Below are 25,178 nucleotides of genomic sequence, written 5' to 3' on the forward strand. Positions count from 1 at the left end.
GGAGAACAACAGACACTCATCTTTCTTTTGACCGAGTGGGCCAACGGCTCATCATCTTCCCTTGTCATGGGCGGTCACTGGATATGAGCTGGGCTGTGGTTGTTGTCGTCTATCAACACGCATGCGTGCTGGCGCCTTCGCTTCTCTTCCTTGGAACCCTCTCCTGCTGTCGTGATGGCTGCCGAATGATGAACGGACGACGTGGCTGATGTCGTTTGTCATCAAAGTACCGCGGCGCAACGTAAAGTAGCACCGCATACCGTTGAGCTTGATGTAAAGCCACCAGCCCCACATCAAGACTCGTTACTTCCCAAGATCCACCAGGCAGCCTCTGGCTTGCCGCGATGTGCAAAGCGCAACACTGCTTTGCACAAGATGGTCTGGATGTGATTGAGGGTAACGAAGGCGACTTCCCGTCGCTCATTTGCGAGGCATAGCCCATGACTAACTGGTCCAGCAAGGACTCCTTGAAGGTCTACAACGTTCCCTACTGGGGTGCGGGTTTTTTCAATATCAATGACGCCGGTCATGTGACCGTTGCTCCCGACAAGTCACGCCCTGACGCACAAATCGTGCTTTCTGACGCCATCGAACAGTTGCGTCAGTCCGGGCTGACCACCCCCGTGTTGCTGCGCTTTCCCGACATTCTCAAGAGCCGGGTCGATGCGCTGTTCAATGCCTTCGGTCAGGCCATCGAAAAGTCAGGCTATGAAGGGGACTACCTCTGCGTTTACCCGATCAAGGTAAACCAGCAGCGTCGTGTCATCGAGACCATCAGCCAGTCCTACAGCGACAAGCCCCGGCTTGGCCTGGAAGCTGGTTCCAAACCGGAACTGCTGGCCGTGCTTTCCCATCACCATGAGCAAGGCTCGGTGATCGTCTGCAACGGTTACAAAGACCGCGAATATATCCGCCACGCTCTGCTCGGCAACCTGATGGGCCACAAGGTCTACATCGTGGTAGAGAAGCCCTCCGAGCTGGAGATGGTGCTGGACGAGTCAGCTCGTCTCAACATCAAGCCCAATATTGGCGTGCGCGCCAAGCTCGCCTCCACCGGCTCCGGCATGTGGGAGTCGAGCGGCGGCTCCATGTCCAAATTCGGTCTGTCAGCCTCCCAGATCCTGGCGCTGATCGAGCGTCTGCGCAGTGTCGGCAAGCTGGATTGCCTGCAACTGCTGCACTTCCATCTGGGCTCCCAGATTGCCAACATCCGCGACATTCAGGGCGGTATCCGCGAGTGCGGCCGTTTCTACGCTGAACTGCGTCGCCTCGGTGCCAACATCGAAGTCGTTGACGTCGGTGGCGGCCTGGGTGTGGACTACGAGGGAACCCGTTCCCAGAGCCACTGCTCCGCCAACTACAGCCTCTCCGAGTACGCCAACAACGTGGTATGGGGTATCGGCGATGTCTGCCGCGAGTTCGACCTGCCGCACCCGACCATCATCAGCGAGTCCGGCCGTGCCCTGACCGCTCACCACGCCGTGCTGGTCACCAACATCATTGGTGCCGAAGGGGTGGAGATGAACGACATCAGCGCGCCGGGCGAAGATGCGCCGACCATTCTGCAGAACATGTGGAAAGGGTGGCAGGATCTGAGCGGTGAAGATCCCTCCCTGCTGGAGATCTTCCACGACTCGGTTGCCGATCTGGCTGACGTCAACACCCAGTACACCATGGGTCTGCTCAACCTCGAACAGCGTGCCTGGGCCGAGATGCTGCACCAGAACACCTGTCTGGCGCTCAAAGAGCTGCTCAATCCGGTCAACCGCAACCACCGTGCGCTGGCTGACGAGCTGAGTGAAAAGCTGGCTGACAAGTGCTTTGCCAACTTCTCCCTGTTCCAGTCCCTGCCGGATGCCTGGGGTATCGGTCAGGTATTCCCGGTGATGCCGCTTTCCGGTCTCGAGCGTCCGCTCAGCCGTCGCGGCATCCTGATGGATATCACCTGTGACTCCGACGGTCAGGTCGAGCACTACGTCGACGGTCTGGGGGTCGAGAGCACCCTGCCGATGCCGGTTTACGGCGAGAACGAAGAGTGCCACGTCGGCTTCTTCCTGGTGGGTGCCTATCAGGAGATCCTGGGCGACCTGCACAATCTGTTCGGTGATACCCACTGCGCGGAAGTGTGGCTGGACGAAGAGGGCAAGATGGACATTCGCAACGTGGTGCGCGGCGATACCGTCGACCAGCTGCTGCGTTACGTCAACATCGACCCGTCCGTGATCCGCGAGAACTATCAGCGGATCGCTTCCCACCCGGCGCTGGACGACGCAACCCGCAAAGCCCTGCTCGACGAGCTGGAGCTGGGTCTGCAAGGCTACGCCTATCTGGAAGACGAATAAGCCTTTTGGCTTGCCCCTCGCTTTGGCGGGGTGATGAAAAAACGGCGCCTGCGGGCGCCGTTTTTGTTGTGGAACGCCCGCAATGCTGTCGCGGGGCTTTCCCCATCTTCATTCGGATAGCAATGGGCCACTCCGGGCCGTGCAGGCCACAGATCCGGCAGATATCTGCGGTTGTCAGCCGCTTCTCTTGATCTGCATCAAGTGTGATCCGCGGCGGTTACTTTACGGTCAGAAGTGATGTTGTGGAGATGTAACAAAAGGATGTGAATATGGAACTGGAAAGGGATCCGAGGTGCTATACCGACGTCTGCATCAATGGTAAGTGGTATCACTACGACCACTGCAGCACCAATGTCTACATGCTGATGGGTGGCGCGGCCCCCTGTCTGCAGCTTGCTTATGAGCCGAGCAGCGAAGAGGAGCTGATCGAGATGCTCCGCCAGCTGGCCTGTTGTTAAACCAGTGGCCATCGCGTCTGTGGGCGCGATGGCCAATCCTTCTTTAACGATTAATGGCCCGAGTTGCGGCCAAACACTCTCTTGCCCATCTCCAGCAGTGCGACGGCAAAGGCGTAGCTGCTGTCTGATTTGCCTATTTCATCGGCCACGTAGAGGAAGTTGGAGCGATACTTCTCCACCGCCTCTTGCGGGCTCGGGGCATCGATAAAATCCTCCTCGACTTCAAATCCCTGCGTCAGTAGCGACTCTTTTTCGAGCAGAAAGGTGGGGGAGGCCATGTCGATAAAGGTGTAGTGCTGCCGGTTGGAGTCCGGCATGGTGAAAAACTGGTACTTCGCCATCTGCGATACCTCGCCTGAACGGGTTTGTCGTGATGTGACCTTCCGCGGGTTGAACTGCTTTTCCACTTTCTTGCCGGTATCTTGTACTTGTGCAGGAAGGAGGTAGCGTTCGACTCTTTTTATTTCGTCCGAGCTTACTCTGGCGGCACTCTTGCGCGCAACAGCGATGACGGTTTTTGCATCACCCCGCTCGGGGTTAGCGGGGTAGAAGCAGAGCATAAAAAACCAGCCCGACGGGGCTGGTTTTAACTGATGGCTGACCCGAACGGGCTGGTTTAGAGGATGAAGCTCTGCACCATGCTGCGCAACTGCTCGGTAAGCTGGTGGATCTGGCGAGCGGCATCGCGCGCCTCGTTGGCGACCTGCAGCGCCTCGTCGCTGCCATCCGAGATGCGCACCACGTTGCGTTCGATCTCGTTGACCACGGCGCCCTGCTGTTCGATGGCGCTGGCGATGATGGCATTGGTATCGACCATCCGATCCACCTTCTCGGTGATGGCGCCAAAAGCGTGTTGGGCTTCCTGGGCCAGACCGACCCCCTCCTGCGCTTCGCGGCTGGCGGCAGACATGGCATTGACCGAGGCGCGGGCGCCGGATTGCAGCTGTTCAATCATCTGCTGGATCTCGACGGTGGCCCCCTGGGTGCGACTGGCTAGCGAGCGCACTTCATCGGCTACCACGGCGAAGCCGCGTCCCTGTTCTCCCGCCCGGGCGGCCTCGATGGCGGCGTTGAGTGCCAGCAGGTTGGTCTGCTCGGCGATACCTCGGATCACGCTGATGACGCCGCCAATCTGGCTGCACTGCTGCTCCAGCTGACCAATGCTCTCGGCGGTGCGCAGTACTTCGCGGTTGATATGGTCGATCGCCTTGATAGTGCGATCGACCACTGCCTCGCCCTGACCCACCACCTGCTGGGCTTCCTGAGTCATGCGGGCAGCCTGCAGGGCGTTGCCCGCCATGTCTTGTGAAGTCGCAGCCAGTTCCTTGATGGCGGTGGCCACCTGATGGGTCTCCCCTTGCTGGGCGGCGATCACCTCTTGGGATCGGCAGGTGCGATCCTCAATCTCGGTGGCGCTCTCCACCACGGTGACGCCGTTTTCCCGTACCCGCCGCATCAGAGTGCGCAGGGTCTCCAGGGTGACGTTGTAATCCCGGCTGATGGCGGCCAGCTCATCCTGACCGACAATCTCGATATGCTGGCTGAGATCCTGGGCGTTGACCCGGGCGGCGATCTCCCGTACCCGGCCAACGGTGTCGCGCAGGGAGAGATAGGCGCCGATCATCAGGTAGATGTAGAGCAACAGGATGGCGGTCAGGGGCGCCGTGACCCACCAGAAGTGGCGCTGGTTGGCTGCCATGCGCTGATGCAGGTCAGCTTCCAGCCGCTGGCGCACCTGGCCTGCCAGCTTGGTGATGGTGTTGTCGAGCCCATCTCCCAGCGCCAGCACCTCCTTGGTTGAGAGCTGTACCAGCTGATCCTTCATCATCTTGTTTTCCATGGTATCGACCCCCTGACGCACCTGTTGCAGCAGGGCGTCGGTTTGCTGACCCAGCTCGGCTCGATAGGCGGGTTCAATCTGGTAGAGCAGAGTCAGGTCGGCTTCCAGCTCCTGCAGGGTGGCGTTGATGAGGTCAAGGCGAAAGCGCAGGCCGCTGTATCCTTCCGCCTGAAACAGGCCGAAGTCGGCGATAGTGGCGGCGCGATCCCGCACCTGAGCCAGCAGGTCGCGCAGTTGCGGTAGCCGTTCGCTGGTGAGGATCACCATGTAATAGGTGCCGAGCGCCGGATCCTGGATCAGGCTGCTGGCGGCGGTGATGTTCTTGTAGAGGTGGCGCACTTCGGTCAGTAGCTTGTCGTGGCGCAGATTGCTCTGATCAACCTCCAGCTTGCTCCCTTCGCTCTGCAGGGTAGCCCACCCCTGTTTGAGGGCGTCGAAAGCGGGATTATCCTGACGGGTATCGGCAAAGGCGCGCAGGCTATCGTCCACGGCTTGGGCGGCGGCTTTGACCTTATCCTCTCCCACCGGATTCTGTTCGTAGGCGTGCTGGGTGACCAGATTGCGGTGGGTCAGCAGCGCCTGCTCGATGGCGGGTACCGGGGCCAGATTGATGACGCCAGCCAGCTCCTTGCGTGCCTGTTCGTTGTCATCCTGCAGCCGTCCCAGCAGATTGGCCATGCTGTAGGCCAGCGGCAGCAGCATCAGACAGGACCAGAGCAGAAATTTGTATTTGAAGGAGAGCTGGTTGCCCAGCCTGATAGCCGGGTTGAAAATCCATTTCATATGAGGCCTCGATACCCGAAAGACGGGTGCATGCGGTTATGGCTGAATATTACTCCTCGCCGCAGCACTTCGGTCAGGGAGAGGGGGAAGTTGTGATCCCCTTGGCTTTTTGTTCTGTTGCCAGCGTAATAGCAATGAAAACGGGCCACCCGAAGGTGACCCGTCTGTTGGTTGTCTGGTTATCTGGCTAATCAGTTGAACGCCAGGAAGGGCGAGACACAGAGCAGCAGGCCGGTGACGATGATGATGTAGAGGGAAGTGCCCTTGTACTTGTGCAGCGCCGGAACCTGATAGACCAGATAGGCCGGGATGAGGCAACCCACCATACCGAAGATGGGGCTGCAGATGGAGGTGAAGCTCAGCACCGGGGCGTTGAGCACGATGGCACCCCAGGAGAGCATGACGGTGAACACCATGATCCCTTTGCCCACCAATCCCTTGTTGATGCGGTTGTCCGGCAACACCCGGCGCAGCAGGTTCATTGCCAGCCCCTGACAGGCTTCACGAAAGCCCAGATAGACGCCGAAGTAGGCGGTCATTACCGCAAAGATGTTGAGGGTGAGGCTCAGGAGCTTGAGGGTCTGGCCGGGCATCCCCTGGGCCACCATGGCCAGTGCAGAAATGTTCTCCTCGGAGGCTTTGACCGCCTGATCGTGACCCATGGCCAGGGTGAAGGAGACAGCGTAGAAGAACACCACCACAAACAGGATGCCGAAGGCGATATTCATGGCGCGCATCGCCTTGAAGCGGGCAACTTCCAGCGATTTCTCCCGCGAGCGGTAGGAGATCACCATGGGGCTCAGGCTCTGGATAAAGAGGATGGAAGTGAGGGTGAAGGGCAGCATGATGATGGCATCCTTCATCCAGTCACCGGCGGCGGGCATGGCGGTGATGTTGGCCGCATCCCATTTGTCCACCATCATCAGGCCGAGCACGGCCACTACGCTGATCTTGGTCAGCACCATAAAGGTGGAGATCTTGAACAGCAGGTTTTCACCGCGCGAGGCCAGCGCCACCAGACCGCAAATAAGCACCAGACCGTAGAGGGGATTTTCCGAGAGCAGGCCGTCGGTGACGCCGAAGCTTTGCAGGAAGGAGGCGCTGTCGTTGGTGATGGCGGTGGAGTAGACGAAGACCCAGATCACCAGCATCACAAAATAGAGCGCACCGAGCAGCACACCCCAGTTCTTGCCAAGGTAGCCGGTGATGACGCTGGGGTAATCCTTGCACTCCGGCGAGGTGGCCAGGGTGTTGATAAAGAGGCGCTGGAACATATACATGGCCGGATAGCCTATTACCGCTGAGAGCAGAAATACCCACAAGCCCATCAGCCCCACCTGTACCGGCAGGAAGACGATCCCCGCGCCGATGGCCATGCCGATGCTCATGATGATCCAGCCCCAGTCGGTGCTGTCGAAGCGAACCGCCTCTTTCCATTCCAGGGTGCCCATCATGGGGCCGTTGAGTGTGGTGCTATGCGCGTCCATTAGAACCTTCTTGTCGTTGTAAGGGTAAGAGCGGGCGCAAATATAGTTGAATGAATGTGTTGCAAACAATGCGTCCGCGCTCTCTTTTATTCAAATCAGGAGGGTGATCACGGTTTACTATGAGACCTAAAGATGCCTTTTTACGCCATTTTTTTATCTTTTTGTTGAATGGATAAACTAAAAAGCAAATAATGTTGAGCAAAAGCAGAGCTATGAATGCAAAAATAATTGCAATTACGGAGTGGGTAATATGAAAAAAATCATCACTGCGGCCTCGGCTCCCGACGCCATCGGACCTTACAGCCATGGCACTGCCTATGGCGACCTCATCTTTACCTCCGGCCAGCTGCCGGTGTGCAAACAGCAGGGCGGCGTGGTTGCCGGCGGTATTGAGGCACAGAGTCGTCAGGCACTCGAAAACCTGAAAGCAGTGCTGGAGGCGGGCGGCGGCTCGCTGGAGACAGTCCTCAAGACTACCTGCTATCTCGCCGAGATCAGCGATTTTGCCGCGTTTAACGAGGTTTACAAAGCCTATTTCCAGAAAGATTGTCCGGCGCGCAGCTGCTTCGCGGTGAAGGATCTGCCGATGGGCGTCAAGGTTGAAGTGGAAGCGATCGCCCACATCGCTCGGTAACGGATAGAGAAAGGTTCAATCAATGAAACAAGCGTGGCAGCAGTATCTGCAGATTATTCAACAGGTTGTCAAACCGGCGCTGGGCTGTACCGAGCCTATCGCCGCCGCTTATGCCGCCGCAGTTGCCGCCCGGCAACTGGGCTGCGCACCGCGTCGTATCGAGGTGGCGGTGTCGGATAATCTCTACAAGAACTCGATGGGTGTCTATGTGCCGGGTACCGGCAAGATTGGTCTGGCGATTGCCGCCGCAGCCGGCGCTCTCGGTGGCAATGCCGATGGCGGACTGGAGGTGCTGGCCGCCATCACCGCAGATCAGGTGGCCCGTGCCCAGGCCCTGATCGATGCAGGTGGCGTGCTGGTCAGCCGCACTGCTGCCCCCGAGTTTATCTTCTGCCGCGTGACTGTTTATGGCTCTGATGAAAAAGGTGAAGAGCACAGCGCCGAAGTGACCCTGTGCGGTGGCCATACCCGCATCGTCGAGCAGCGTCGCGATGGCGAGGTGACCTTCACCGCCGATCAGAACCAGAGCGGTTCCACCGGCGCCATCTGCGATGGCGTGGATATCAGCATCGCCGCCATCTATGAGTTCGCTACCCAGGTGGAGTTCGAGCAGATCAGGTTCATCCTCAAGGCCTCCGAACTCAACGGCAAGCTCTCCGCCGAGGGGATGAACAACCCCTATGGTCTCGAGATCGGTCGTACCATGCAGCAGAACATCGATGCCGGCCTCATCGGCGAGGATGTGATGAACCGCATCGTGATGATGACGGCGGCTGCCTCCGATGCCCGCATGGGGGGAGCCACTCTGCCGGCGATGAGCAACTTTGGCAGCGGCAACCAGGGCATCGCGGCCACCATTCCGGTGATGGTGATTGCCGAGCGCTATGGCGCCAGTGAAGAACAGCTGGCTCGCGCTCTCATCATGAGCCATCTGGGCGCCATCTATATCAAGTCCCACTATCCGCCGCTGTCGGCCTTCTGCGGCAATACCGTGACCAGCGCGGCAGCCGCCATGGCCATGGTCTATCTCGCTGGCGGCAGCTTCGAGCAATCCTGCTTCGCCATCCAGAACGTGCTGAGTGACAGTGCCGGCATGGTGTGTGACGGAGCCAAAGCCTCCTGCGCCATGAAGGTGAGCACCTCCTCCGGCGCGGCGGTACGTGGCTTCCTGATGGCGCTCAACAGCCACTCGGTGTCGGGGCAGGGGATCGTTTCCGACAACGTGGATCAGACCATTCGCAACGTGGGTCAGATGGTGAAGGACGGCATGTCTGCCACAGACAGCACCATTATTGATATCATGTCCGCCTGAGTGTCCCTGTCGGCTGCTGCCCGGCGTCCATCGCCCGGCAGCAGCCCTTGCAAGAAGGTCCGAATGTGAAGCTGCAAGAGTTGAGTCAGAACGATTTCCAGATCCTCAAATCGATGGAGATCATCGTGGATGGTATCGCCGCCATGTATGGTCAGCACACCGAGGTGCTGCTCCACAGTCTGGATGTGCGCAACCCCTCGATCATCAAGATTGCCAACGGTCATATCACCGGCCGCAGCGTCGGCGCCCCCATCACCAACCTGGCGATGATCAAGCTCAAGAGCGGGCAGGATATCTCCAACCCCTACATGACCAAGTGTGCGACCGGCAAGACCCTGCGTTCGCTCACCACCGTCATTCGCAACGGGGAGCACAAGGCAATCGGACTGCTCTGCATCAACACCGACATGGATGCCCCGCTGCAATCCGTGTTGCGCGCCATGATGCCCGAGTGCATGCATGCCAGCGAGAACCACGCTACCCCCGAGGTGTTTGCCCGCAACATCGACGAAGCGCTCAACAGCACCATAGATACGGTCAGTGCCGAGGTGCGCGGTAATGACGCCGTGCCGCCCTCCCAGAAGACCCGGGTTATCGTCAATCAGCTGCACGACATGGGGATCTTCGAGCTTAAAGACAGTGCCCAGATCGCCGCGCGCCAGCTCGGCATCTCGGTCCACTCCATCTACCGCTACCTGCGGGAGATCAAGAAGGGGTAGGTGCATGACACCTGCCTCCCCATATTCTGCACAAGCGACAACAGCCAGAGTTACAGGCCGTAACGCTGGCTGTGCGTTACCCTGCATGGACAATGAAAGCCGTTACCGCACCACCCGGGTTGTCGCCTTGTTCCCATCTCGTTGAATCAGCTGGAAATCACATGTCACGAATCATCTATCTGCTGCGCCATGGCCAGACCCTTTTCAATGCCGAACAGCGCCTGCAGGGACGCTGTAACTCCGATCTGACCGAGAAGGGGGAAGCGCAAGCTATTGCCATGGGACGGCGGCTTGCCGACGAGTTGGCGGATCCCGCCCGCTGGACCGTCTACGCCAGCCCGCTCGGGCGCGCACGTCAGACCGCCCTGCTGGTGTGCGAGCAGTTGGGTTTGCCCGCTGATCGCATCATCTGGGATGAGCGGCTGATGGAGCTCGGCATGGGGGAGTGGGAAGGGTGCCGGATCCCCGAGCTCTGCCAGTCTCACCCTGAACTCGATACCGGCAGGGGCGATTGGTATCTGCAGGCGCCGGGGGCCGAGAGCGTCCTCTGCATTCAGCGTCGCGCCCAGCAGTGGCTGCTGGACCCGAAGGTCGCCGAGCGTGCCATCGTCATTTCCCACGGTCTGCTCGGCGCCATGCTGCGTGGCGTCTATGCCGACCTCAATGAGGCGGCGATCTGGGCTCAGGAGTTGCCGCAGGATGCCTTCTACAAGCTGCAAGCGGGCAAGATCACCCGGATAGCCTGCTGACTGCCTCAAGCGGGGGCACCATTGATAGCTCGAGGTGAAAGGCGGGGGAGAGCGAAAACAGGAGAGGAAACCTGTGCTGACATTGCTGAAGTTGGCCGCGAGAGAAGGTTGAATAGGGATGTGGTCAGGGAATCACAATCCACTCCCGTCTGACCCCTTCATATACCGAGCTCAAACCATATCCTTGCCAGATATCGGCCATGGCATCGCCAAAGACTCCAAGGGAGAGCGATGTGCGCAGGTGTTTCACTGTGTCGGGCGGGAGTTGCGGATGGCAGGCTAGCCACCTTTCCACCCGGGCAAGGATCATCACTCGCTGGAGCCTGTTTTTATGTCTGGGGGAGGTGATCAGCTCGGGGAGCTCGTCGCTAATCAACAGGTCGAAGCGCCCGGCTTGCAGCATGGCGATCCCCAGACTGGCCTTGGGCAGCAGCTCGTAGCGGATCGCTGCGTTATCAAGCAGCTCCCTCAGCTCAGCTACATCGATGGCACCAATCCGGTAGTTGCGTAGCGCTTCTATGTTGCTCAGGGGGGGAATCGTTTCCTGCCGGGCGTAGACTGCGAGGGTGATGGGGGCTATGCGCGCAACGTAGTGCAGGGTTTCGGCATTCTCGGCCGAGAAGTGCACCCCAAGTCCGCAGCTGTTTGGCTCGGTGGCCACTATCTTGAGCAGGCGCCGCATGGGCTTGGCTTGCAAATTAATCTCTATCCCTTGCTGCTTGGCCAAGCGGGCAAAGACATCGACATAAGGGCCGCTCAGCTGTTCTCCGGTAACCTGAATGAAAGGGGGGTAGGCATCGGCATAGATGTTTAGCACTGGCCCGGCCGATGCAAGTTGACACCACAATAGCAGCAATACCCACCACCCCTTCATCTAGCCTCCTAAGGATGTGTGACCAGCTCCACAGGGGTTTGCACTATACCGGGCAGATCGGCTTGCGTTATTTTCTGCGCCAGTGCTTTCAGGGCGAGGTCGAGCGCATATTGTGCCTGCTTGCCGGGATACTGGTCTGCGGTTGCCACCACAGATCCATCGCTGAGATAGGGGTGGATCCCCGGAATATTGTCATAGCCACCGATCAGCACCTTGCCTTTGAGCCCCAGCTCAGCCAAGGCTTGGGCGGCACCTATGGCCATATTGTCGTTACCGCAGAGCAGCGCCTTGACGTCCGGGGTTGCCTTGAGGAGATCGATAGTGGCGCTCTTGCCCTGAGCTGTGTCCCAATAGCCGCTGCGCACGCCGGCGACAACCATGTCTGCTGCGCGCAGGGCGGCCCGGAATCCGTCACTGCGAGCCCGGCTGTTGATGGCACCGGGGGGGCCCTCGATCAGCCCGATTTTACTGCCCGCCGGGAGCTTTTTGGCAACATATTCGCCGACACTGCGCGCGCCGGCAAAGTTGCTGGGGCCGACGAAGGGGACATTGACCCCTTCCAGCACCAGCGCCCTGTCATCAAGCTTGTTGTCCATGTTGATAACCAGAATGCCGGCGCGGATCGCCTCCATCAGGACGGGCAGCATGGCGACCGAATCGGTCGGTACCACCACCAGGGCATCCACTTTCTGGCCGATCATTTTGCGGATGATCGCCTCCTGACCTGTGACATCCACCTCCTGCTGGATGCCTTCTAGCTGTAGTGTCAGGGCGTCCGGGTGGTCCGCAGCATAGGTCTCTGCCCCTTTCGCCATCTCGATGAAAAACTCGTTGCGGACCGATTTCAGTACCATGCCGACAGTTGGTTTGGCTGATACCTCACTGGCTGCAAACAGTGCCACAGCCGCCCACAACAAGCATCTTTGCCAACATCTGGTCATGTTACCTCCGCCCTGTTGGGCCAATCATCCAGCGCCACGATGTTGTCCAAGTATATGCCAGCCATGGGTGGGCAAGCGGCTTCTGGCAAGTGCCCGAATGTGCCGTGGGGCAACCAAAGCTCTGGGAGGCTATTTCTCTTTCATTTCTGTCGTGGGCTGGTGGATTTTTGTCGCCGTTCAACACATCAGAGCACCTTATCGCGGCAAGATGAGGTATCTTATGCCCCGATTTCATCCATTAAACGGATCCGAGACCCCATATGATTATCAAACCCAAGGTTCGCGGCTTTATCTGCACCACCACTCACCCGGTTGGCTGTGAAGCCAATGTTCGTCGCCAGATTGCTTACACCAAAGCCAAGGGCACCATCGAGAATGGTCCCAAGAAGGTGCTGGTGATCGGCGCTTCCACCGGTTATGGTCTGGCCTCCCGCATTGCTGCCGCCTTTGGCTCCGGCGCCGCCACCCTCGGCGTCTTCTTTGAAAAAGCGGGCACCGAGTCCAAGACCGGTACCGCCGGCTGGTACAACTCCGCCGCCTTCGACAAGGCTGCCAAAGAGGCAGGCCTCTACGCCAAGAGCGTCAATGGCGATGCCTTCTCCAACGAGTGCCGCGCCAAGGTGATCGAGCTCATCAAGCAGGATCTGGGTCAGATTGATCTGGTGGTCTACTCCCTGGCCTCTCCGGTGCGCAAGATGCCGGAAACCGGCGAAGTGGTGCGCTCTGCCCTCAAACCGATCGGCGAGGTCTACACCACTACCGCCATCGATACCAACAAGGATCAGATCATCACCGCCACCGTTGAGCCGGCGAACGAGGAAGAGATCCAGAACACCATCACCGTCATGGGTGGTCAGGATTGGGAGCTGTGGATGGCCGCCCTGCGCGATGCAGGCGTGCTGGCTGACGGTGCCAAATCCGTAGCTTACTCCTACATCGGTACCGATTTGACCTGGCCAATCTACTGGCATGGCACTCTGGGTCGCGCCAAGGAAGATCTGGACCGCGCCGCAGCCGCCATCCGTGGCGATCTGGCTGCCAAGGGCGGCACCGCTCACGTGGCCGTGCTGAAATCCGTGGTGACTCAAGCCTCTTCCGCCATTCCGGTGATGCCGCTCTATATCTCCATGGCCTTCAAGATCATGAAAGAGAAGGGCATTCACGAAGGGTGCATGGAGCAGGTGGATCGCATGATGCGCACCCGCCTCTACGCTTCCGACATGGCGCTGGACGATCAGGCCCGCATCCGCATGGATGACTGGGAACTGCGCGAAGACGTGCAGCAGACCTGCCGCGACCTGTGGCCATCCATCACCAGCGAGAACCTCTCCGAGCTGACCGATTACACCGGCTACAAGCAGGAGTTCCTGCGCCTGTTCGGTTTCGGTCTGGACGAGGTCGATTACGATGCGGATGTGAATCCGGACGTGAAATTCGACGTGGTCGAGCTCTGAGTCTGACTCAAGTGAAAACGGGGCCCCGCGGGGCCCTGTTTTTTTGGCAAAAATACCGCTAAGTTACGGAATTTTATTATCAGCGATCACCTTTTTCCCATATCAAACCCGCTAGTCTGGCGGTGATCGGATCACATGACGGCATTGCCGAGGTACGGAAGCTATGACCACTCCAAATGAAGCGCCCAAAAAGCGCCAACTCCCCACTGTCTATACCCTGCTTTTCATCATCATCGCCCTGATGGCGGCCCTCACCTGGGGGCTGCCGGCGGGCAAATACAACTATGTGACGGCCAAGACCCAGCAGCCGGTGGCGGCAGCAGCCGTGGCTGACTACAGCGGCGATGAGCGTCTGTTGCCGGTGCCCGGCAGCTACACCGAGTTGCCCTCTCATCCGCAGGGGGTATTCGATGTGCTCAAGGCCCCTATTCAGGGCTTTCACAAGGCCGCTGATGTGGCGCTGTTCGTGCTCATCATCGGTGGTTTTCTCGCGGTAACCATGCAGAGCGGGGCTCTGGATGCCGGGGTAGGAGCCATTGTGCGCGGCTTTGCCGGGCGCGAGCTGCTGCTGATTCCTGTGCTGATCGCTCTCTTTGCCCTCGGCGGATCCACCTTTGGCATGGCGGAGGAGACGGTGGCCTTCTGGGCACTGATCGTGCCGGTGATGATGGCGGCGGGCTTTGATCGCATGGTGGCGGCGGGGATTATCCTGCTTGGCTCCGGGGTCGGGGTGCTCGCCTCCACCGTCAACCCGTTTGCTACCGGCATCGCCTCCGGTTTTGCCGGCATTCCCATCGGTGAGGGGATTGGCCTGCGGGTCATCCAGTGGCTGCTGCTGGTGATCTTCGCCTCCTGGTTCGTGATGCGCTACGCCAAGCAGGTGCAGCAGGACAAGTCCCGCTCCGTGCTGGCCGACATCGTCTATGACGACGAGTTCTCCCAGATGAAGAGCGGCAACCTCGCCTTCACCGGCAAGCAGAAGCTCACCATGCTGGTATTCTTCGGCACCTTCCTGCTGATGATCTATGCGGTGGTGCCCTGGTCGGATTTGGGGATCGATGCGCTGCCCACCTTTGGCTGGTGGTTTGACGAGCTCTCCACCCTGTTCTTCAGCGCCTCCATCCTGATCGCGCTGATCAACCGGATGCCGGAGTCCAACTATGTGGCGACCTTCCTCAACGGGGCGCGAGACCTCATCGGGGTGGCGTTGGTGGTAGCGGTGGCGCGCGGCATCTATGTGGTGATGGAGCATGGCGTCATCATCGACACCATCTTGCACTGGGCCGAGGGGCTGGTGAGCGGACTCTCCTCGTCGGTCTTCATCCTGATGGCCTATCTGGTGCACATCATCCTGAGCTTCTTCATCCCGTCCACCTCGGGGCTGGCGACCGTCTCCATGCCGCTGATGGGGCCGCTGGCTGACTTCTCCGGCATCTCGCGGGATCTGGTGATCACCGCCTATCAGTCCGCCTCCGGCTGGATCAACCTGTTTGCCCCCACCGCAGCCCATCTGGTGGCGGGGCTGGCGCTCGCCAAGATCCCCTACGATCGCTTCGTGCGTTGGGTGCTGCCCTTCATCATCGGGGTGGCTCTCATCACCATGGCGGTACTGGTGGCTGGCGCCCTGCTGCACGGTTGATGGCATGAATAAAACGACAGATAACAAAAAGGCTCCCGCGGGAGCCTTTTTCATGAGCCTTGCTTACTGCTTGTAGCCCTTGAGGAAGCGGGCGAGGCGGCCGATGGCATCCTCCAGCTCCTCTTCGCGGGGCAGGAACACCAGCCGGAAGTGATCCGGCGCCGGCCAGTTGAAGCCGGTGCCTTGCACCAGCAGCAATTTTTCTTGCTGCAGCAGGTCGAACACCATCTTCTGGTCGTCGCGAATGTCATACACCTTGGGGTCGAGGCGCGGGAACATGTAGAGCGCCCCCTTGGGTTTGACGCAGGAGACCCCGGGGATCTCGTTCAAGAGTTCCCACGCCTTGTCCCGCTGCTTGCGCAGGCGGCCGCCTGGCAGGATCAGCTCGTTGATACTCTGGTAGCCGCCGAGCGCAGTCTGGATGGCGTGCTGCATCGGCACGTTGGCACACAGCCGCATGGAGGCCAGCATCTCCAGCCCTTCAATGTAACCGCGGGCACGGCCTTTGGGACCGGTGATGACCATCCAGCCCTGACGGAAGCCGCAGGCGCGGTAAGCCTTGGAGAGGCCGTTGAAGGTCACCACCATCACATCGTCGCACAGGGTGCAGACGCTGGTGTGGGAGATATCGTCGTAGAGGATCTTGTCGTAGATCTCGTCGGCGAAGATGATGAGGTTGTGCTGGCGGGCGATCTCGATCACCTCCAGCAGGAACTCGCTGCCGTAGACAGCGCCGGTCGGGTTGTTGGGGTTGATCAGCACCAGGCCGCGGGTGCGCGGGGTAATGCGGGCGCGGATGTCGTCGAGATCCGGATACCAGTCAGCCCCTTCGTCGCAGCGGTAGTGCACTGCATGGCCACCGGAGAGGGTGACGGCGGCGGTCCAGAGCGGGTAGTCGGGGGAGGGCACCAGCATCTCGTCGCCGTTGTTGAGCAGCGCCTGCATCGCCATCACGATAAGCTCGCTGGCGCCGTTGCCGATGTAGATGTCGTCGATGTCGACCTTGCGCATCCCTTTTTGCTGGTAGTACTGCATCACCGCCTTGCGGGCGGAGAAGAGCCCCTTAGAGTCGCAGTAGCCCTGGCTCTGGGGCATGTTGAGGATCACATCCTTGATGATCTCTTCCGGCGCATCAAAGCCGAACGGGGCCGGGTTGCCGATGTTGAGCTTGAGAATGCGGTGGCCTTCGTCTTCGAGACGGCGAGCTTCTTTATGCACCGGGCCGCGGATGTCATAGCAGACATCGTCGAGCTTGTGCGACTTGTCGATAGTGAACATGGTGACAGTGATTCCTTCCCCACAGGGACGCGTTGGCGAAAAAGGCGATTTTTAGTATCAAATATCTTTTCCCCTATTCTTCACAGAATTGAATGCTAGAACAATCTTCTTTTTAGTAGAAATTCCTGATTTTTAGCCCCAAAACAGAGTTATTAAAAGGTTAAATTCAGCACGATCGTTTGTACTTGGCAAGGTTCACCAGTGAAAGATGGGGGAGTGATTAACAAAGCTACTCTACTGTGTTGAAATCTTCACGCTCTCTGGCACGATTGCCTTGTGTAAAAAAGCCTCTTCATCGTCATTTTCGACGAGAAAAAGCTGATACAACTGGCACTGGCCAGCGCATATTTCTCCTTTCCCGTCCTGTTCCATCAGCAGAGGTATCCCATGCATGCACCCACACCCGGTCGCTATCGTCACTTCAAGGGGGGTTACTATCAGGTGCTGACCCTGGCCAGCCATACCGAGACAGGCGAGCAGCTGGTGATCTATCAGTCGGAACAGGATCGCACCGTCTACGCCCGCCCCGTCGCCATGTTCATGGAGTGGATTGAGCATCAGGGTCAGGTGGTCAGCCGATTTTCGCCGATCAAGTGATCCGCTGGTGTGGCCCTGAATTGTTGATCAACAAATAGACAGAACAGGCCTTTGGAGTCACAAGTTGTCGCATGAGGCTCCTTGTTGGCAACAGCCTCTGTGTGGCTTGCTACTGATAAATATCTCTATTAATCAAATAATTGTGACATGAATCACATTTTGTGACGGCTGGTAACCGGGTTCGCATCGGCCATTGCTCCTCCCATAATGCTGCGCGTGTTAACGCATGGCCCCTTTGTGGGCCTTTTTATCTCATCTTATCGGGAGACATAGTGTGAAACCTGTAGCAGCAGAGTTTTTGGGAACCTTCTGGCTGGTATTGGGAGGTTGTGGCAGTGCCGTGCTGGCTGCAGCCTTCCCCCATGTGGGGATCGGCCTCTTGGGCGTATCGCTGGCATTCGGCCTGACCGTGCTGACCATGGCGTATGCCATCGGCCATATCTCCGGTTGCCATCTCAATCCAGCAGTCACCATCGGTCTGTGGGCTGGCGGTCGTTTTCCGGCTTCCGGCGTGTTCTCTTACATAGTGGCGCAGGTTCTGGGGGCAATTGCCGCCGCTGCCGTACTCTATGTGATTGCCAGTGGCCAGGCCGGTTTTGATCTCTCCGCCGGCTTTGCCTCCAATGGCTACGGTGAGCACTCTCCGGGCGGCTACAGCATGATGGCAGCACTGGTGTGCGAAGCTGTGATGACCGGCTTCTTCCTGTTCGTCATCATGGGCGCTACCGACAGCCGTGCGCCAGCTGCGCTTGCTCCGGTTGCCATCGGCCTGTGCCTGACCCTGATCCATCTGGTGAGCATTCCGGTGACCAATACCTCGGTCAACCCTGCCCGCAGTACCGGTGTTGCGTTGTTTGTCGGTGACTGGGCTATCGGCCAGCTGTGGCTGTTCTGGGTTGCCCCGATTGTCGGTGCCATTCTGGGTGCGCTGGCTTATCGCCTGGTGGCGGCTGAGCAGAAGTAATCGTTCGCGAAACAAAGTGTGGTATCGACACGCCCAAGGGCGTGTTTTTTGTTTTCTGGCGGTGGGAAAAACCTGACGGCCTATAGCCCCTTGGCCTGCAGCATCTCTTTGTATCGCTGATGCAGCAGCTGGACACGCTCCACATAGGCGCGAGTTTCGGCATAGGGGGGGATGCCGCCATGTTTTTGCACGGCGCCAGCACCCGCGTTATAGGCTGCGGTAGCCAGCGCTATGTTGCCGTCATACTGCTTGAGCAATCCCGCCAGATATTTTACCCCGCCGAAGATGTTCTGCTCTGCCAGCAGGGCATTGCCAACCCCCAGCTCCCGCGCCGTTTCCGGCATCAGCTGGGTAAGACCCATGGCCCCTTTGCGAGAGATCGCCATCGGATTGAAGGCCGATTCGGCGTGGATGAGTGCCCGGATGAGGGCTGGTTCTACGTGATAGGTGTCTGCCGCCGCCTTGATAGTGCTGGCGTAGTCATAGAGAAAAAGCCCGGTAGTGTGCCAGTTGACGTCCGATTTCGGGTCGCAGGCGAAGCAGTCGTTAAAGAGCAGCAACTCGTAGTTGCCTTGCTCCGGCACCATGTCCGAGTAGCGGATCACGCCGTTCTTCTGCACCGACTTGTAAACATGGATCTGCTTGTTCCCCTGTTGTGCCTGTGCCTGTGCCTGTGCCTGTGCCTGTGTCTCGGGCTCGGGGGTTGCAAGCGGCAGGCGCAGAGGCGGAACGGGGGCTGCCGACAGAAAAACCACCTCGGCAGGAGGCGGCGCTTCGCACCATCCTGCCAGGGGGATCAACAACAGATGGCCTGCCAGCTTCCATGCTTTCAAACCGCAAACTCCTTCCTCTATGCGTGTGTTGAGTAAAGCATCATGAGGGGGGCAGAACAAGCGGGAAAACAGGGTGAGCGTTGCCGGCAGGTGAGTGGGATCACGGTGTGCAACAGAGCTGCTTATGCTCTCGTTGGCCTCTGGTGGATATCGACTTTTTTGTTAATGAAAGGCGTGCTATCTTGCTCTCGTCATCTGGTCGGATTAGCAGCAACCACATGGCACTACTCATTGATTGCAAAAGGATTTGTTTGTGGCAAGCTCGCTGGCGATGGAACTCACCTTTGAAGAGTACTGTGACGCCGACCTCTCTCTGATCAGGGACTATTACGAAACGACCTTCTCCCACTACGTGCCGGATCTGGCCGAGCGGATCTTTGTCGTGCGCGATGCTCACTGGTTGGTCGGGGCGGTCAGGGTGCGGGACGAAGAGGATTTCTACCATCTGTGCGGCTTTCGTCTGCTGCCTCACTATCAGTCACTCGGGCTGGGATCCCGCCTGCTGCAGCATGCCTGCGACGGACTCGACGACAAGCCGGTGGTGTGTCAGGCCTTGCCATTCGAGAAACCCTTCTACATCAAAGCCGGTTTTGCCGATCTGCCACTGCACAGATTGCGAGGCTCTCTCTTCTCTCTTTTTGAGCGGCAACAGCAACAGGGATATCAGGTGGAGCTGCTGGTGCGGGAGACCACCCAGCCCCTCCCGAATTGAACGTGGGGGTCAGCGTTCTTTGGTAAGCAGATGGATCTTGCCCGGTGACAGCTCCAGCCCCAGCAGATTATCTTTGAGCCAGGCCTGCTGCGGATCCTTGTCATTGAGCTTGTAGACGGGCTGGCTCTCCAGCCTTTTTTCCATGCTTTGCAGCAGCATGCCGAGCATCAGACCAAACTTCTTCTCCGCCGCCTCCGGCTCCAGCTTGTACTCCACCAGTTTCATGTTGTCGAGAAACAGGGCACTCTGGCTCTTGTCGTAACGGGGTCTCGCTTCATAGGTCATCTGCAGGCGAGCATCATATTCGGTGTTGTCGGGCAGGGCTATCTTGAGTTTGCCCTTGCCATAGACCCGGGCGGTATCCGGACGCTGGCGGCCGAGTTGTACATCGCTCTGCTCAAGCTTCACATGGGCCTTGATGATACCGGGCAGCTCCAGCTGTTTGTCGACTTGAACCTGGGATTGCAGGTACTGGTTTATCTGTTGCTCATTGATGTCATATGAGCCTTGGCCTAGCATGGCCAGGCTGAGCAGCATAGATTGCAGAATCATGCGTGCGACCTGATAGAATGGATTTGCCCTACAGCATACCATTCCTGCCGTGTGGGATCTGCCCACCGCCCCTTGTCGATTAGAAGGAGTTCCCGTTGCTCGACGGTCTCGAATACGATCTCCACCTGCTGTTTTCCCGTTTTCTCGGCTGGTTACTGCTGCTGTTTCACACCGTCATCGTCACCGGTGTTTCAATTCGGGTGGTGATGAAGCGGCGGCCCATCGGGGTATCGCTGGCCTGGCTGGCCCTCATCTATGCCATCCCCTTTGCCGGGGTCGGGTTCTACGTCCTGTTTGGCGAGATCAAGCTGGGGCGGCGCCGCGGTGAGCGGGCGCAAGCCATGTATCGCCCTTATGCCATCTGGATCCGTCAGCTGGCTCGTCTCTTCCCCCAGCACTGCTGCGAGGTGGGGGAGAAGGCCCAGCCGCTCCACGACCTCATCCAGGGGCGGCTCGCCATGCCGATGCTCTCCGGCAACCGGATGACCCTGCTCAGCAGACCCGAGCAAATATTGCGCGAGATTGCTCAGGACATCCGCAAATCGACCCTCTCCTGCTATATGGAGTTCTACATCTGGCACCCCGGCGGCGATGCCGACGATGTGTGCGAAGCGCTGATGGAGGTGGCACAGCGCGGCGTGGATTGTCGCTTGCTGCTGGATTCGGTCGGGAGCAAGCACTTCTTCCGCTCGGGCTGGCCGAAAAAGCTGCGCAAAGCGGGGGTCAAGCTGGTGGAGGTACTGCCGGTCGGTGCCTGGCGCATCCCCTTCCAGCGCCAGGATCTGCGAATGCACCGCAAACTGGTGGTGATTGATGACAGGGTCGGTTACACCGGCTCAATGAACATGGTGGATCCCCGTTTCTTCAAGCAGGATGCCGGGGTCGGCCAGTGGGTTGATATCATGATCCGGGTGCAGGGGCCCATAGTGCCGCTGATGTGGTCCATCTTTGTCTGGGACTGGGAAGTGGAGACCGGCGAGCGGTTGCTCGACAGCCTGCAGCACGAGCCGGAAGTGTGGCCACAGACCAACTATCGCGCCCAGCTTATTCCGTCCGGTCCGTTCGTTGGTGGCGACTGCATCCAGCAAAGCCTGCTGCTTGCCATCTATCAGGCACGCAGTCATCTGGTGCTGACCACGCCCTATTTCGTGCCGGATGATCCGCTGGCAGCCGCTCTCAGCTCGGCGGCCGCGCGCGGAGTACAGGTGCAGCTGGTGCTGCCGGCTCGCAATGACTCCATCATGGCCAACTATGCCTGCAACGCCTTTATGGAGGAGCTGCTGGCGGCCGGGGTGGAGATCTATCGCTACGATGCCGGCCTGCTCCACACCAAGAGCGTGCTGGTGGACGACGATTTTGCCTTGGTGGGGACGGTCAATCTAGACAGGCGCAGTCTCTGGCTCAACTTTGAGGTAACCCTGCTGGTAGACAACCCGCACTTCGTTGCCCAGATGACTCAGCTGGTGCAGGGTTACATGGCGGAAGCCACGCCAATGACGCTTGCCAGCTGGCAGGCTCGCCCCTGGTACAAGAGGGTGATGGAGAATATCTTCTACCTTTTCAGTCCCTTGTTGTAATGGCCGGTTACAGAAGATTACAGACGGAGCCTCTGATCGGACTTGCCTAGTGCCGAGCTTGCCCCGTAGAGTGCAGCGACAACTCCTGGAGAGACATGGATATATGAAAAAAATAGTGGCCCTTGCCGTGGGTGCGGCACTGGTAGGTGGTGGTTTGGCTGCATGCTGGTACACGGGCAACAGTTTCGACCGCATCATGGCGGAGCAGATCGCCAAGGTCGAAAACGAGAGCGGTCTGGATCTGCAGTGGCAACCCGGCAGCAGCAACCTCTTTACCCGTGATGGGGTTCTGAAGCTGGTGGTCACTCCCCAGGAGCTGGCGGCGCTCGACAGCGAGCTGGAAGGGGGGCAACCCCTTGAGCTGGAGTTTGCCGTGAAGAGCCGCATCATGCCGCTCTATATCAAGAGCCACTTCCTGCTCGACACCAAACAGGGCTCACTGGCGCCGGTCTTCACTGCGCTCGGCATGGAGCAGTGGCAGTTTGGCCTAGAGTCGGTCAGCAGCCTCTGGACCCGGGGCAACAGCAGCCGTTTCTGGGCTGACGAGTTCAAGGTGAAACAGGGGCTGGACGAGTTCCACTTCCTGCCGCTCACCGGTGATTTCCACGGCGATCTGGAGGGGACTGGCCATGTCGCCATGACCTGGCAGGGAATGACGGTGCACGAAGAGCAGAGCAAGATGGATCTGGTGCTGGCCGAGATGAAGGGTAGCGCCGATCTGGCCGAGATCAGCGGGGTCTGGCTCTCTCCGCAAAGCGAGATGAGCCTTTCTGCTCTGACCATGCAACTACCTGACGGCGTCAAGGTGTCCCTGCAGGGCATGACTACCGAGACCCAGCTCAAGGGTGACAACGCCCAGACCCTCTCCAGCAGCTACCGGATGAAGCTGGCCAAGCTCAATCTGGAGAACGAGACAGACTCGCTGGCGGTGACCGACAGTAATCTGGAGCTGCACCTCAACGGACTGGATCTGGAAGGGTATCAGGGGTTGCAGGCTGCCGGCGGCAAAGGGGTGGAGGATACAGCGATCCAGCAAGCGCTGGACAAGATGCTGGCGCGCGGCGCGACTCTGGAGCTGACGGATCTGAGCGCCAGGTTCAATGGCGAAGTGGCAGCCATGAAGGGAGAGGTAAAACTTGCCTCTACCTCGCTGGACAAGCTCTTCAACGGCGAAGAGGGAATGCAGGCGCTGAGCGGCCAGCTCCACGCCTCACTCAGCGACAAGCTGGGCAAGGCGGTGCCGCAGCTGGCTCCTATGCTGGAGCAGCTGACCGCCATGGGTTATCTGAAGGCCGATCAGCAAAAGCTCAATGCCGAGCTGAAGCTGGACAAAGGATCGATGACGGTCAACGACCTGCCACTCTGACCGGTTTTCACACAAACAACAAAGGCTCCCGCGGGAGCCTTTGTTGTTTTCGGACTATCGAGTGTTGTTACTTGAACACCACAGTCTTGTTGCCGTAGACGAACACCCGTTCGTTCAGTACCAGCTCCAGCGCCCGGCTCAGCACAGACTTCTCTACATCGCGGCCCGCCTTGGCCATGTCATCGGCGCTGAAGGTGTGATCAACATGGATCACGTCCTGCTCGACGATGGGGCCCTCATCCAGATCGTCGGTGACGAAGTGGGCGGTGGCGCCGATCAGTTTGACCCCGCGATCGAATGCCTGGCGATAGGGGCGGGCACCGATAAAGGCGGGCAGAAAAGAGTGGTGGATGTTGATGATCTTGCGCGGATAAGCCTCGACGAAGCTGGGGGTCAGCACCCGCATGTACTTGGCCAGGATCACGTAGTCCGGCGCATAGCCGTCGATGATGGCGCGTACCTGCTCTTCGTGTTCGGTACGGCTCAGCTCATCGTGGCTGACGGTGTGGAACGGAATATCGAACTTGCCGGTCAGTTCGGCGAGGGTGTCGTAGTTGCCGATCACCGCGACTATGTCCATATCCAGCGCGCCGGCGTAGTTCTTCATCAGAATGTCGCCGAGGCAGTGGGTCTCCTTGGTCACCAGAATGACGATGCGCTTTTTGCCAGCCTTTACCAGACGGCGCTGGGCGCCAGCGGGCAGGGCATCATCGAGATCGGCCAGCAGGGTCTCGTCATTGAAACGCCCCTCCAGCTCGGTACGCATGAAAAAGCGGCCATTCTCGTGATCCACGAACTCATCGTTCTTGATGATGTTGAGCTGATGCTTGTAGCAGATGTTGGTGATCTTGGCGATGAGGCCCTTGGCGTCCGGGCAATCCGTTAGCAGTATTTTCTTTTCCATCTCTGTCATTTTCCGTTTGTGGTGTTGGCGCCTGTCTCTGCGCAGGCTGCGCGTTTTTTGGCACTATGCCACAAACAAATTGTGGCCAGAAAGAAATTCGGTGAGCGCTACAGCCACAAGAGGAGTGCGATGGGAAAAGGGGAGAACATCGAATCCGACTGGCAAAGGTTTTTCAGCTTGAGCCGGTTTTTGGCTGGTATCTGCCAGCGCTTTTCTTTAGGCTGTCAGCGCTTATTCTCAGGGCGGGGTGAAATTCCCCACCGGCGGTATCCCGATCTGACTCGGGGAGCCCGCGAGCGCCCGACCCCGGTCTGCCGGGGCGGGGTCAGCAGATCCGGTGAGATGCCGGAGCCGACGGTCATAGTCCGGATGAAAGAGGATAAGACAGACATAGCACTCTCTGCCTCCTTGGGGGCTGGCTGCTGCATGGCCATTCCTGTCTGCCTTTCCATGCCCTGATTCTGGTCCTTTTCTTGTTTGGGAGCTTTACCATGAATCAGTCTCTACTCAGTGAATTCGGTGATCCAATTGCCCGTGTCGAAGCGGCTCTGACTGCCTTGCGGTCAGGCCAGGGGGTGCTGGTGGCCGATGATGAAGATCGGGAGAACGAGGGCGACCTCATTTTTGCCGCCGAATCCATGACCAATGAACAGATGGCGCTGATGATCCGCGAGTGCTCCGGCATCGTCTGTCTCTGCCTGACCGATGAGCGGGTGCGTCAGCTCGAACTGCCGATGATGGTGGAGGCCAACTCAAGCCACTATCAGACCGCGTTTACCGTCACCATCGAAGCGGCGCAGGGGGTCACTACCGGTGTCTCGGCGGCTGATCGCATCACCACCATTCGTGCCGCCATTGCCGATGGGGCCAAACCGGGTGATCTCAACCGGCCTGGCCATGTCTTCCCGTTGCGTGCCCGCACTGGAGGCGTGCTGGTGCGCCGTGGCCACACCGAAGCGACGGTCGATCTGATGCAGCTTGCCGGACTGAAACCGTTCGGGGTGTTGTGCGAATTGACCAGGGAAGATGGTTCCATGGCCCGCTTGCCAGACCTGATTTCTTTCGGTCGTCAGCACCGGATGCCCGTGATCACCATCGAAGATTTGGTGCAATATCGCCAATTGCTGTCAGAACGAACAGCCTGAGGCTCATACGAAATTGTA

Annotated in this window: 23 protein-coding genes and 1 riboswitch; of the genes, 14 read left to right on the forward strand and 9 right to left on the reverse strand. The window is 58.8% G+C overall.

All coding sequences use genetic code 11. The features are described from left to right. Positions 1–440 precede the first annotated feature (440 nt). Both speA and AAHA39_RS08035 read left to right on the forward strand, forming a co-directional pair. A complete protein-coding gene (speA, locus tag AAHA39_RS08030; RefSeq protein WP_043851250.1) occupies positions 441–2,342 on the forward strand; it encodes a biosynthetic arginine decarboxylase in 1,902 nt (633 codons plus the stop codon). Positions 2,343–2,611: 269 nt separating this feature from the next. After that, complete coding sequence (locus AAHA39_RS08035; RefSeq protein WP_033115019.1) at positions 2,612–2,800, forward strand: hypothetical protein; 189 nt, start codon at positions 2,612–2,614, stop codon at positions 2,798–2,800. Between the two features lie 50 nt (positions 2,801–2,850). On the opposite strand, the gene AAHA39_RS08040 is transcribed toward AAHA39_RS08035, so the two are convergent. The 3 genes from AAHA39_RS08040 to AAHA39_RS08050 all read right to left on the reverse strand — a co-directional run bounded on the left by AAHA39_RS08040 (position 2,851) and on the right by AAHA39_RS08050 (position 6,910). Further along, positions 2,851–3,141, reverse strand: a complete 291-nt coding sequence (locus AAHA39_RS08040) for a hypothetical protein (protein ID WP_320656255.1) — start codon at positions 3,139–3,141, stop codon at positions 2,851–2,853. Between the two features lie 275 nt (positions 3,142–3,416). After that, on the reverse strand, positions 3,417–5,423 hold the full coding sequence (locus AAHA39_RS08045; protein ID WP_320656254.1) for a methyl-accepting chemotaxis protein: 2,007 nt from the start codon (positions 5,421–5,423) through the stop codon (positions 3,417–3,419). A 191-nt stretch (positions 5,424–5,614) separates the two neighbouring features. Continuing rightward, positions 5,615–6,910, reverse strand: a complete 1,296-nt coding sequence (locus AAHA39_RS08050) for an amino acid permease (protein ID WP_201929396.1) — start codon at positions 6,908–6,910, stop codon at positions 5,615–5,617. Between the two features lie 250 nt (positions 6,911–7,160). Here AAHA39_RS08050 and AAHA39_RS08055 point away from each other — a divergent pair, with 250 nt between their 5' ends. From AAHA39_RS08055 to AAHA39_RS08070, 4 genes are all read left to right on the forward strand, one after another. Then, positions 7,161–7,544: a Rid family detoxifying hydrolase gene (locus AAHA39_RS08055; RefSeq protein ID WP_033115021.1), complete on the forward strand. Its 384-nt coding sequence runs from the start codon at positions 7,161–7,163 to the stop codon at positions 7,542–7,544. A gap of 22 nt (positions 7,545–7,566) precedes the next feature. Next, positions 7,567–8,856 carry an L-cysteine desulfidase family protein gene (locus tag AAHA39_RS08060; protein WP_320656253.1) on the forward strand — a complete coding sequence of 430 codons (1,290 nt, stop codon included), beginning with the start codon at positions 7,567–7,569 and terminating at the stop codon, positions 8,854–8,856. A 65-nt stretch (positions 8,857–8,921) separates the two neighbouring features. Beyond that, positions 8,922–9,575 (forward strand): helix-turn-helix transcriptional regulator, encoded by a 654-nt coding sequence (locus tag AAHA39_RS08065; protein WP_320656252.1) that lies wholly within the window; start codon positions 8,922–8,924, stop codon positions 9,573–9,575. 161 nt (positions 9,576–9,736) lie between these two features. Continuing rightward, entirely contained in the window at positions 9,737–10,324 is a 588-nt protein-coding gene (locus AAHA39_RS08070; protein ID WP_320656251.1) for a histidine phosphatase family protein, read from the forward strand. Between the two features lie 124 nt (positions 10,325–10,448). On the opposite strand, the gene AAHA39_RS08075 is transcribed toward AAHA39_RS08070, so the two are convergent. Then, positions 10,449–11,198: a substrate-binding periplasmic protein gene (locus AAHA39_RS08075; RefSeq protein ID WP_320656250.1), complete on the reverse strand. Its 750-nt coding sequence runs from the start codon at positions 11,196–11,198 to the stop codon at positions 10,449–10,451. An 8-nt stretch (positions 11,199–11,206) separates the two neighbouring features. Beyond that, a complete protein-coding gene (locus AAHA39_RS08080) occupies positions 11,207–12,100 on the reverse strand; it encodes a sugar ABC transporter substrate-binding protein (protein ID WP_320656249.1) in 894 nt (297 codons plus the stop codon). Positions 12,101–12,399: 299 nt separating this feature from the next. Here AAHA39_RS08080 and fabV point away from each other — a divergent pair, with 299 nt between their 5' ends. Continuing rightward, positions 12,400–13,593, forward strand: coding sequence for an enoyl-ACP reductase FabV (fabV, locus tag AAHA39_RS08085; RefSeq protein WP_005361765.1), 1,194 nt, complete (start codon positions 12,400–12,402; stop codon positions 13,591–13,593). A 163-nt stretch (positions 13,594–13,756) separates the two neighbouring features. After that, on the forward strand, positions 13,757–15,232 hold the full coding sequence (locus AAHA39_RS08090; RefSeq protein WP_320656248.1) for a YfcC family protein: 1,476 nt from the start codon (positions 13,757–13,759) through the stop codon (positions 15,230–15,232). 63 nt (positions 15,233–15,295) lie between these two features. Here AAHA39_RS08090 and AAHA39_RS08095 read toward each other — a convergent pair whose 3' ends face one another. Then, the gene (locus AAHA39_RS08095; RefSeq protein ID WP_043851260.1) at positions 15,296–16,510 is read right to left on the reverse strand and encodes a pyridoxal phosphate-dependent aminotransferase; all 1,215 of its coding nucleotides are present in this window, start codon (positions 16,508–16,510) and stop codon (positions 15,296–15,298) included. A gap of 387 nt (positions 16,511–16,897) precedes the next feature. Here AAHA39_RS08095 and AAHA39_RS08100 point away from each other — a divergent pair, with 387 nt between their 5' ends. Together AAHA39_RS08100 and aqpZ are read left to right on the forward strand one after the other, a co-directional pair. Further along, complete coding sequence (locus AAHA39_RS08100; protein WP_201965795.1) at positions 16,898–17,107, forward strand: DUF1653 domain-containing protein; 210 nt, start codon at positions 16,898–16,900, stop codon at positions 17,105–17,107. 274 nt (positions 17,108–17,381) lie between these two features. Then, positions 17,382–18,071 (forward strand): aquaporin Z, encoded by a 690-nt coding sequence (gene aqpZ / locus AAHA39_RS08105; RefSeq protein WP_033115030.1) that lies wholly within the window; start codon positions 17,382–17,384, stop codon positions 18,069–18,071. 80 nt (positions 18,072–18,151) lie between these two features. Here aqpZ and AAHA39_RS08110 read toward each other — a convergent pair whose 3' ends face one another. Then, positions 18,152–18,904, reverse strand: a complete 753-nt coding sequence (locus AAHA39_RS08110) for a lytic transglycosylase domain-containing protein (RefSeq protein ID WP_320656247.1) — start codon at positions 18,902–18,904, stop codon at positions 18,152–18,154. Positions 18,905–19,175: 271 nt separating this feature from the next. On the opposite strand from AAHA39_RS08110, the gene AAHA39_RS08115 reads away from it, so the two are divergent. Beyond that, a complete protein-coding gene (locus tag AAHA39_RS08115; RefSeq protein WP_042058211.1) occupies positions 19,176–19,616 on the forward strand; it encodes a GNAT family N-acetyltransferase in 441 nt (146 codons plus the stop codon). Between the two features lie 9 nt (positions 19,617–19,625). On the opposite strand, the gene AAHA39_RS08120 is transcribed toward AAHA39_RS08115, so the two are convergent. Continuing rightward, positions 19,626–20,168, reverse strand: a complete 543-nt coding sequence (locus AAHA39_RS08120) for a DUF1439 domain-containing protein (RefSeq protein ID WP_198505962.1) — start codon at positions 20,166–20,168, stop codon at positions 19,626–19,628. 95 nt (positions 20,169–20,263) lie between these two features. Here AAHA39_RS08120 and cls point away from each other — a divergent pair, with 95 nt between their 5' ends. Both cls and AAHA39_RS08130 read left to right on the forward strand, forming a co-directional pair. Further along, positions 20,264–21,745, forward strand: coding sequence for a cardiolipin synthase (gene cls, locus AAHA39_RS08125; RefSeq protein ID WP_041208679.1), 1,482 nt, complete (start codon positions 20,264–20,266; stop codon positions 21,743–21,745). A gap of 103 nt (positions 21,746–21,848) precedes the next feature. Further along, positions 21,849–23,111 (forward strand): DUF945 family protein, encoded by a 1,263-nt coding sequence (locus tag AAHA39_RS08130; RefSeq protein WP_320656246.1) that lies wholly within the window; start codon positions 21,849–21,851, stop codon positions 23,109–23,111. Positions 23,112–23,178: 67 nt separating this feature from the next. Here the strand turns inward: AAHA39_RS08130 and purU are convergent, their stop codons facing one another. Then, positions 23,179–24,015, reverse strand: a complete 837-nt coding sequence (gene purU / locus AAHA39_RS08135; protein WP_041208675.1) for a formyltetrahydrofolate deformylase — start codon at positions 24,013–24,015, stop codon at positions 23,179–23,181. Between the two features lie 229 nt (positions 24,016–24,244). Then, positions 24,245–24,400: riboswitch (FMN riboswitch) on the forward strand. Between the two features lie 106 nt (positions 24,401–24,506). On the opposite strand from purU, the gene ribB reads away from it, so the two are divergent. Next, positions 24,507–25,160 (forward strand): 3,4-dihydroxy-2-butanone-4-phosphate synthase, encoded by a 654-nt coding sequence (gene ribB, locus AAHA39_RS08140; RefSeq protein ID WP_043852165.1) that lies wholly within the window; start codon positions 24,507–24,509, stop codon positions 25,158–25,160. Positions 25,161–25,178: the final 18 nt, after the last annotated feature.

The sequence above is a fragment of the Aeromonas sp. SE22 genome, from assembly GCF_038739755.1.
Lineage (GTDB): Bacteria > Pseudomonadota > Gammaproteobacteria > Enterobacterales > Aeromonadaceae > Aeromonas > Aeromonas jandaei.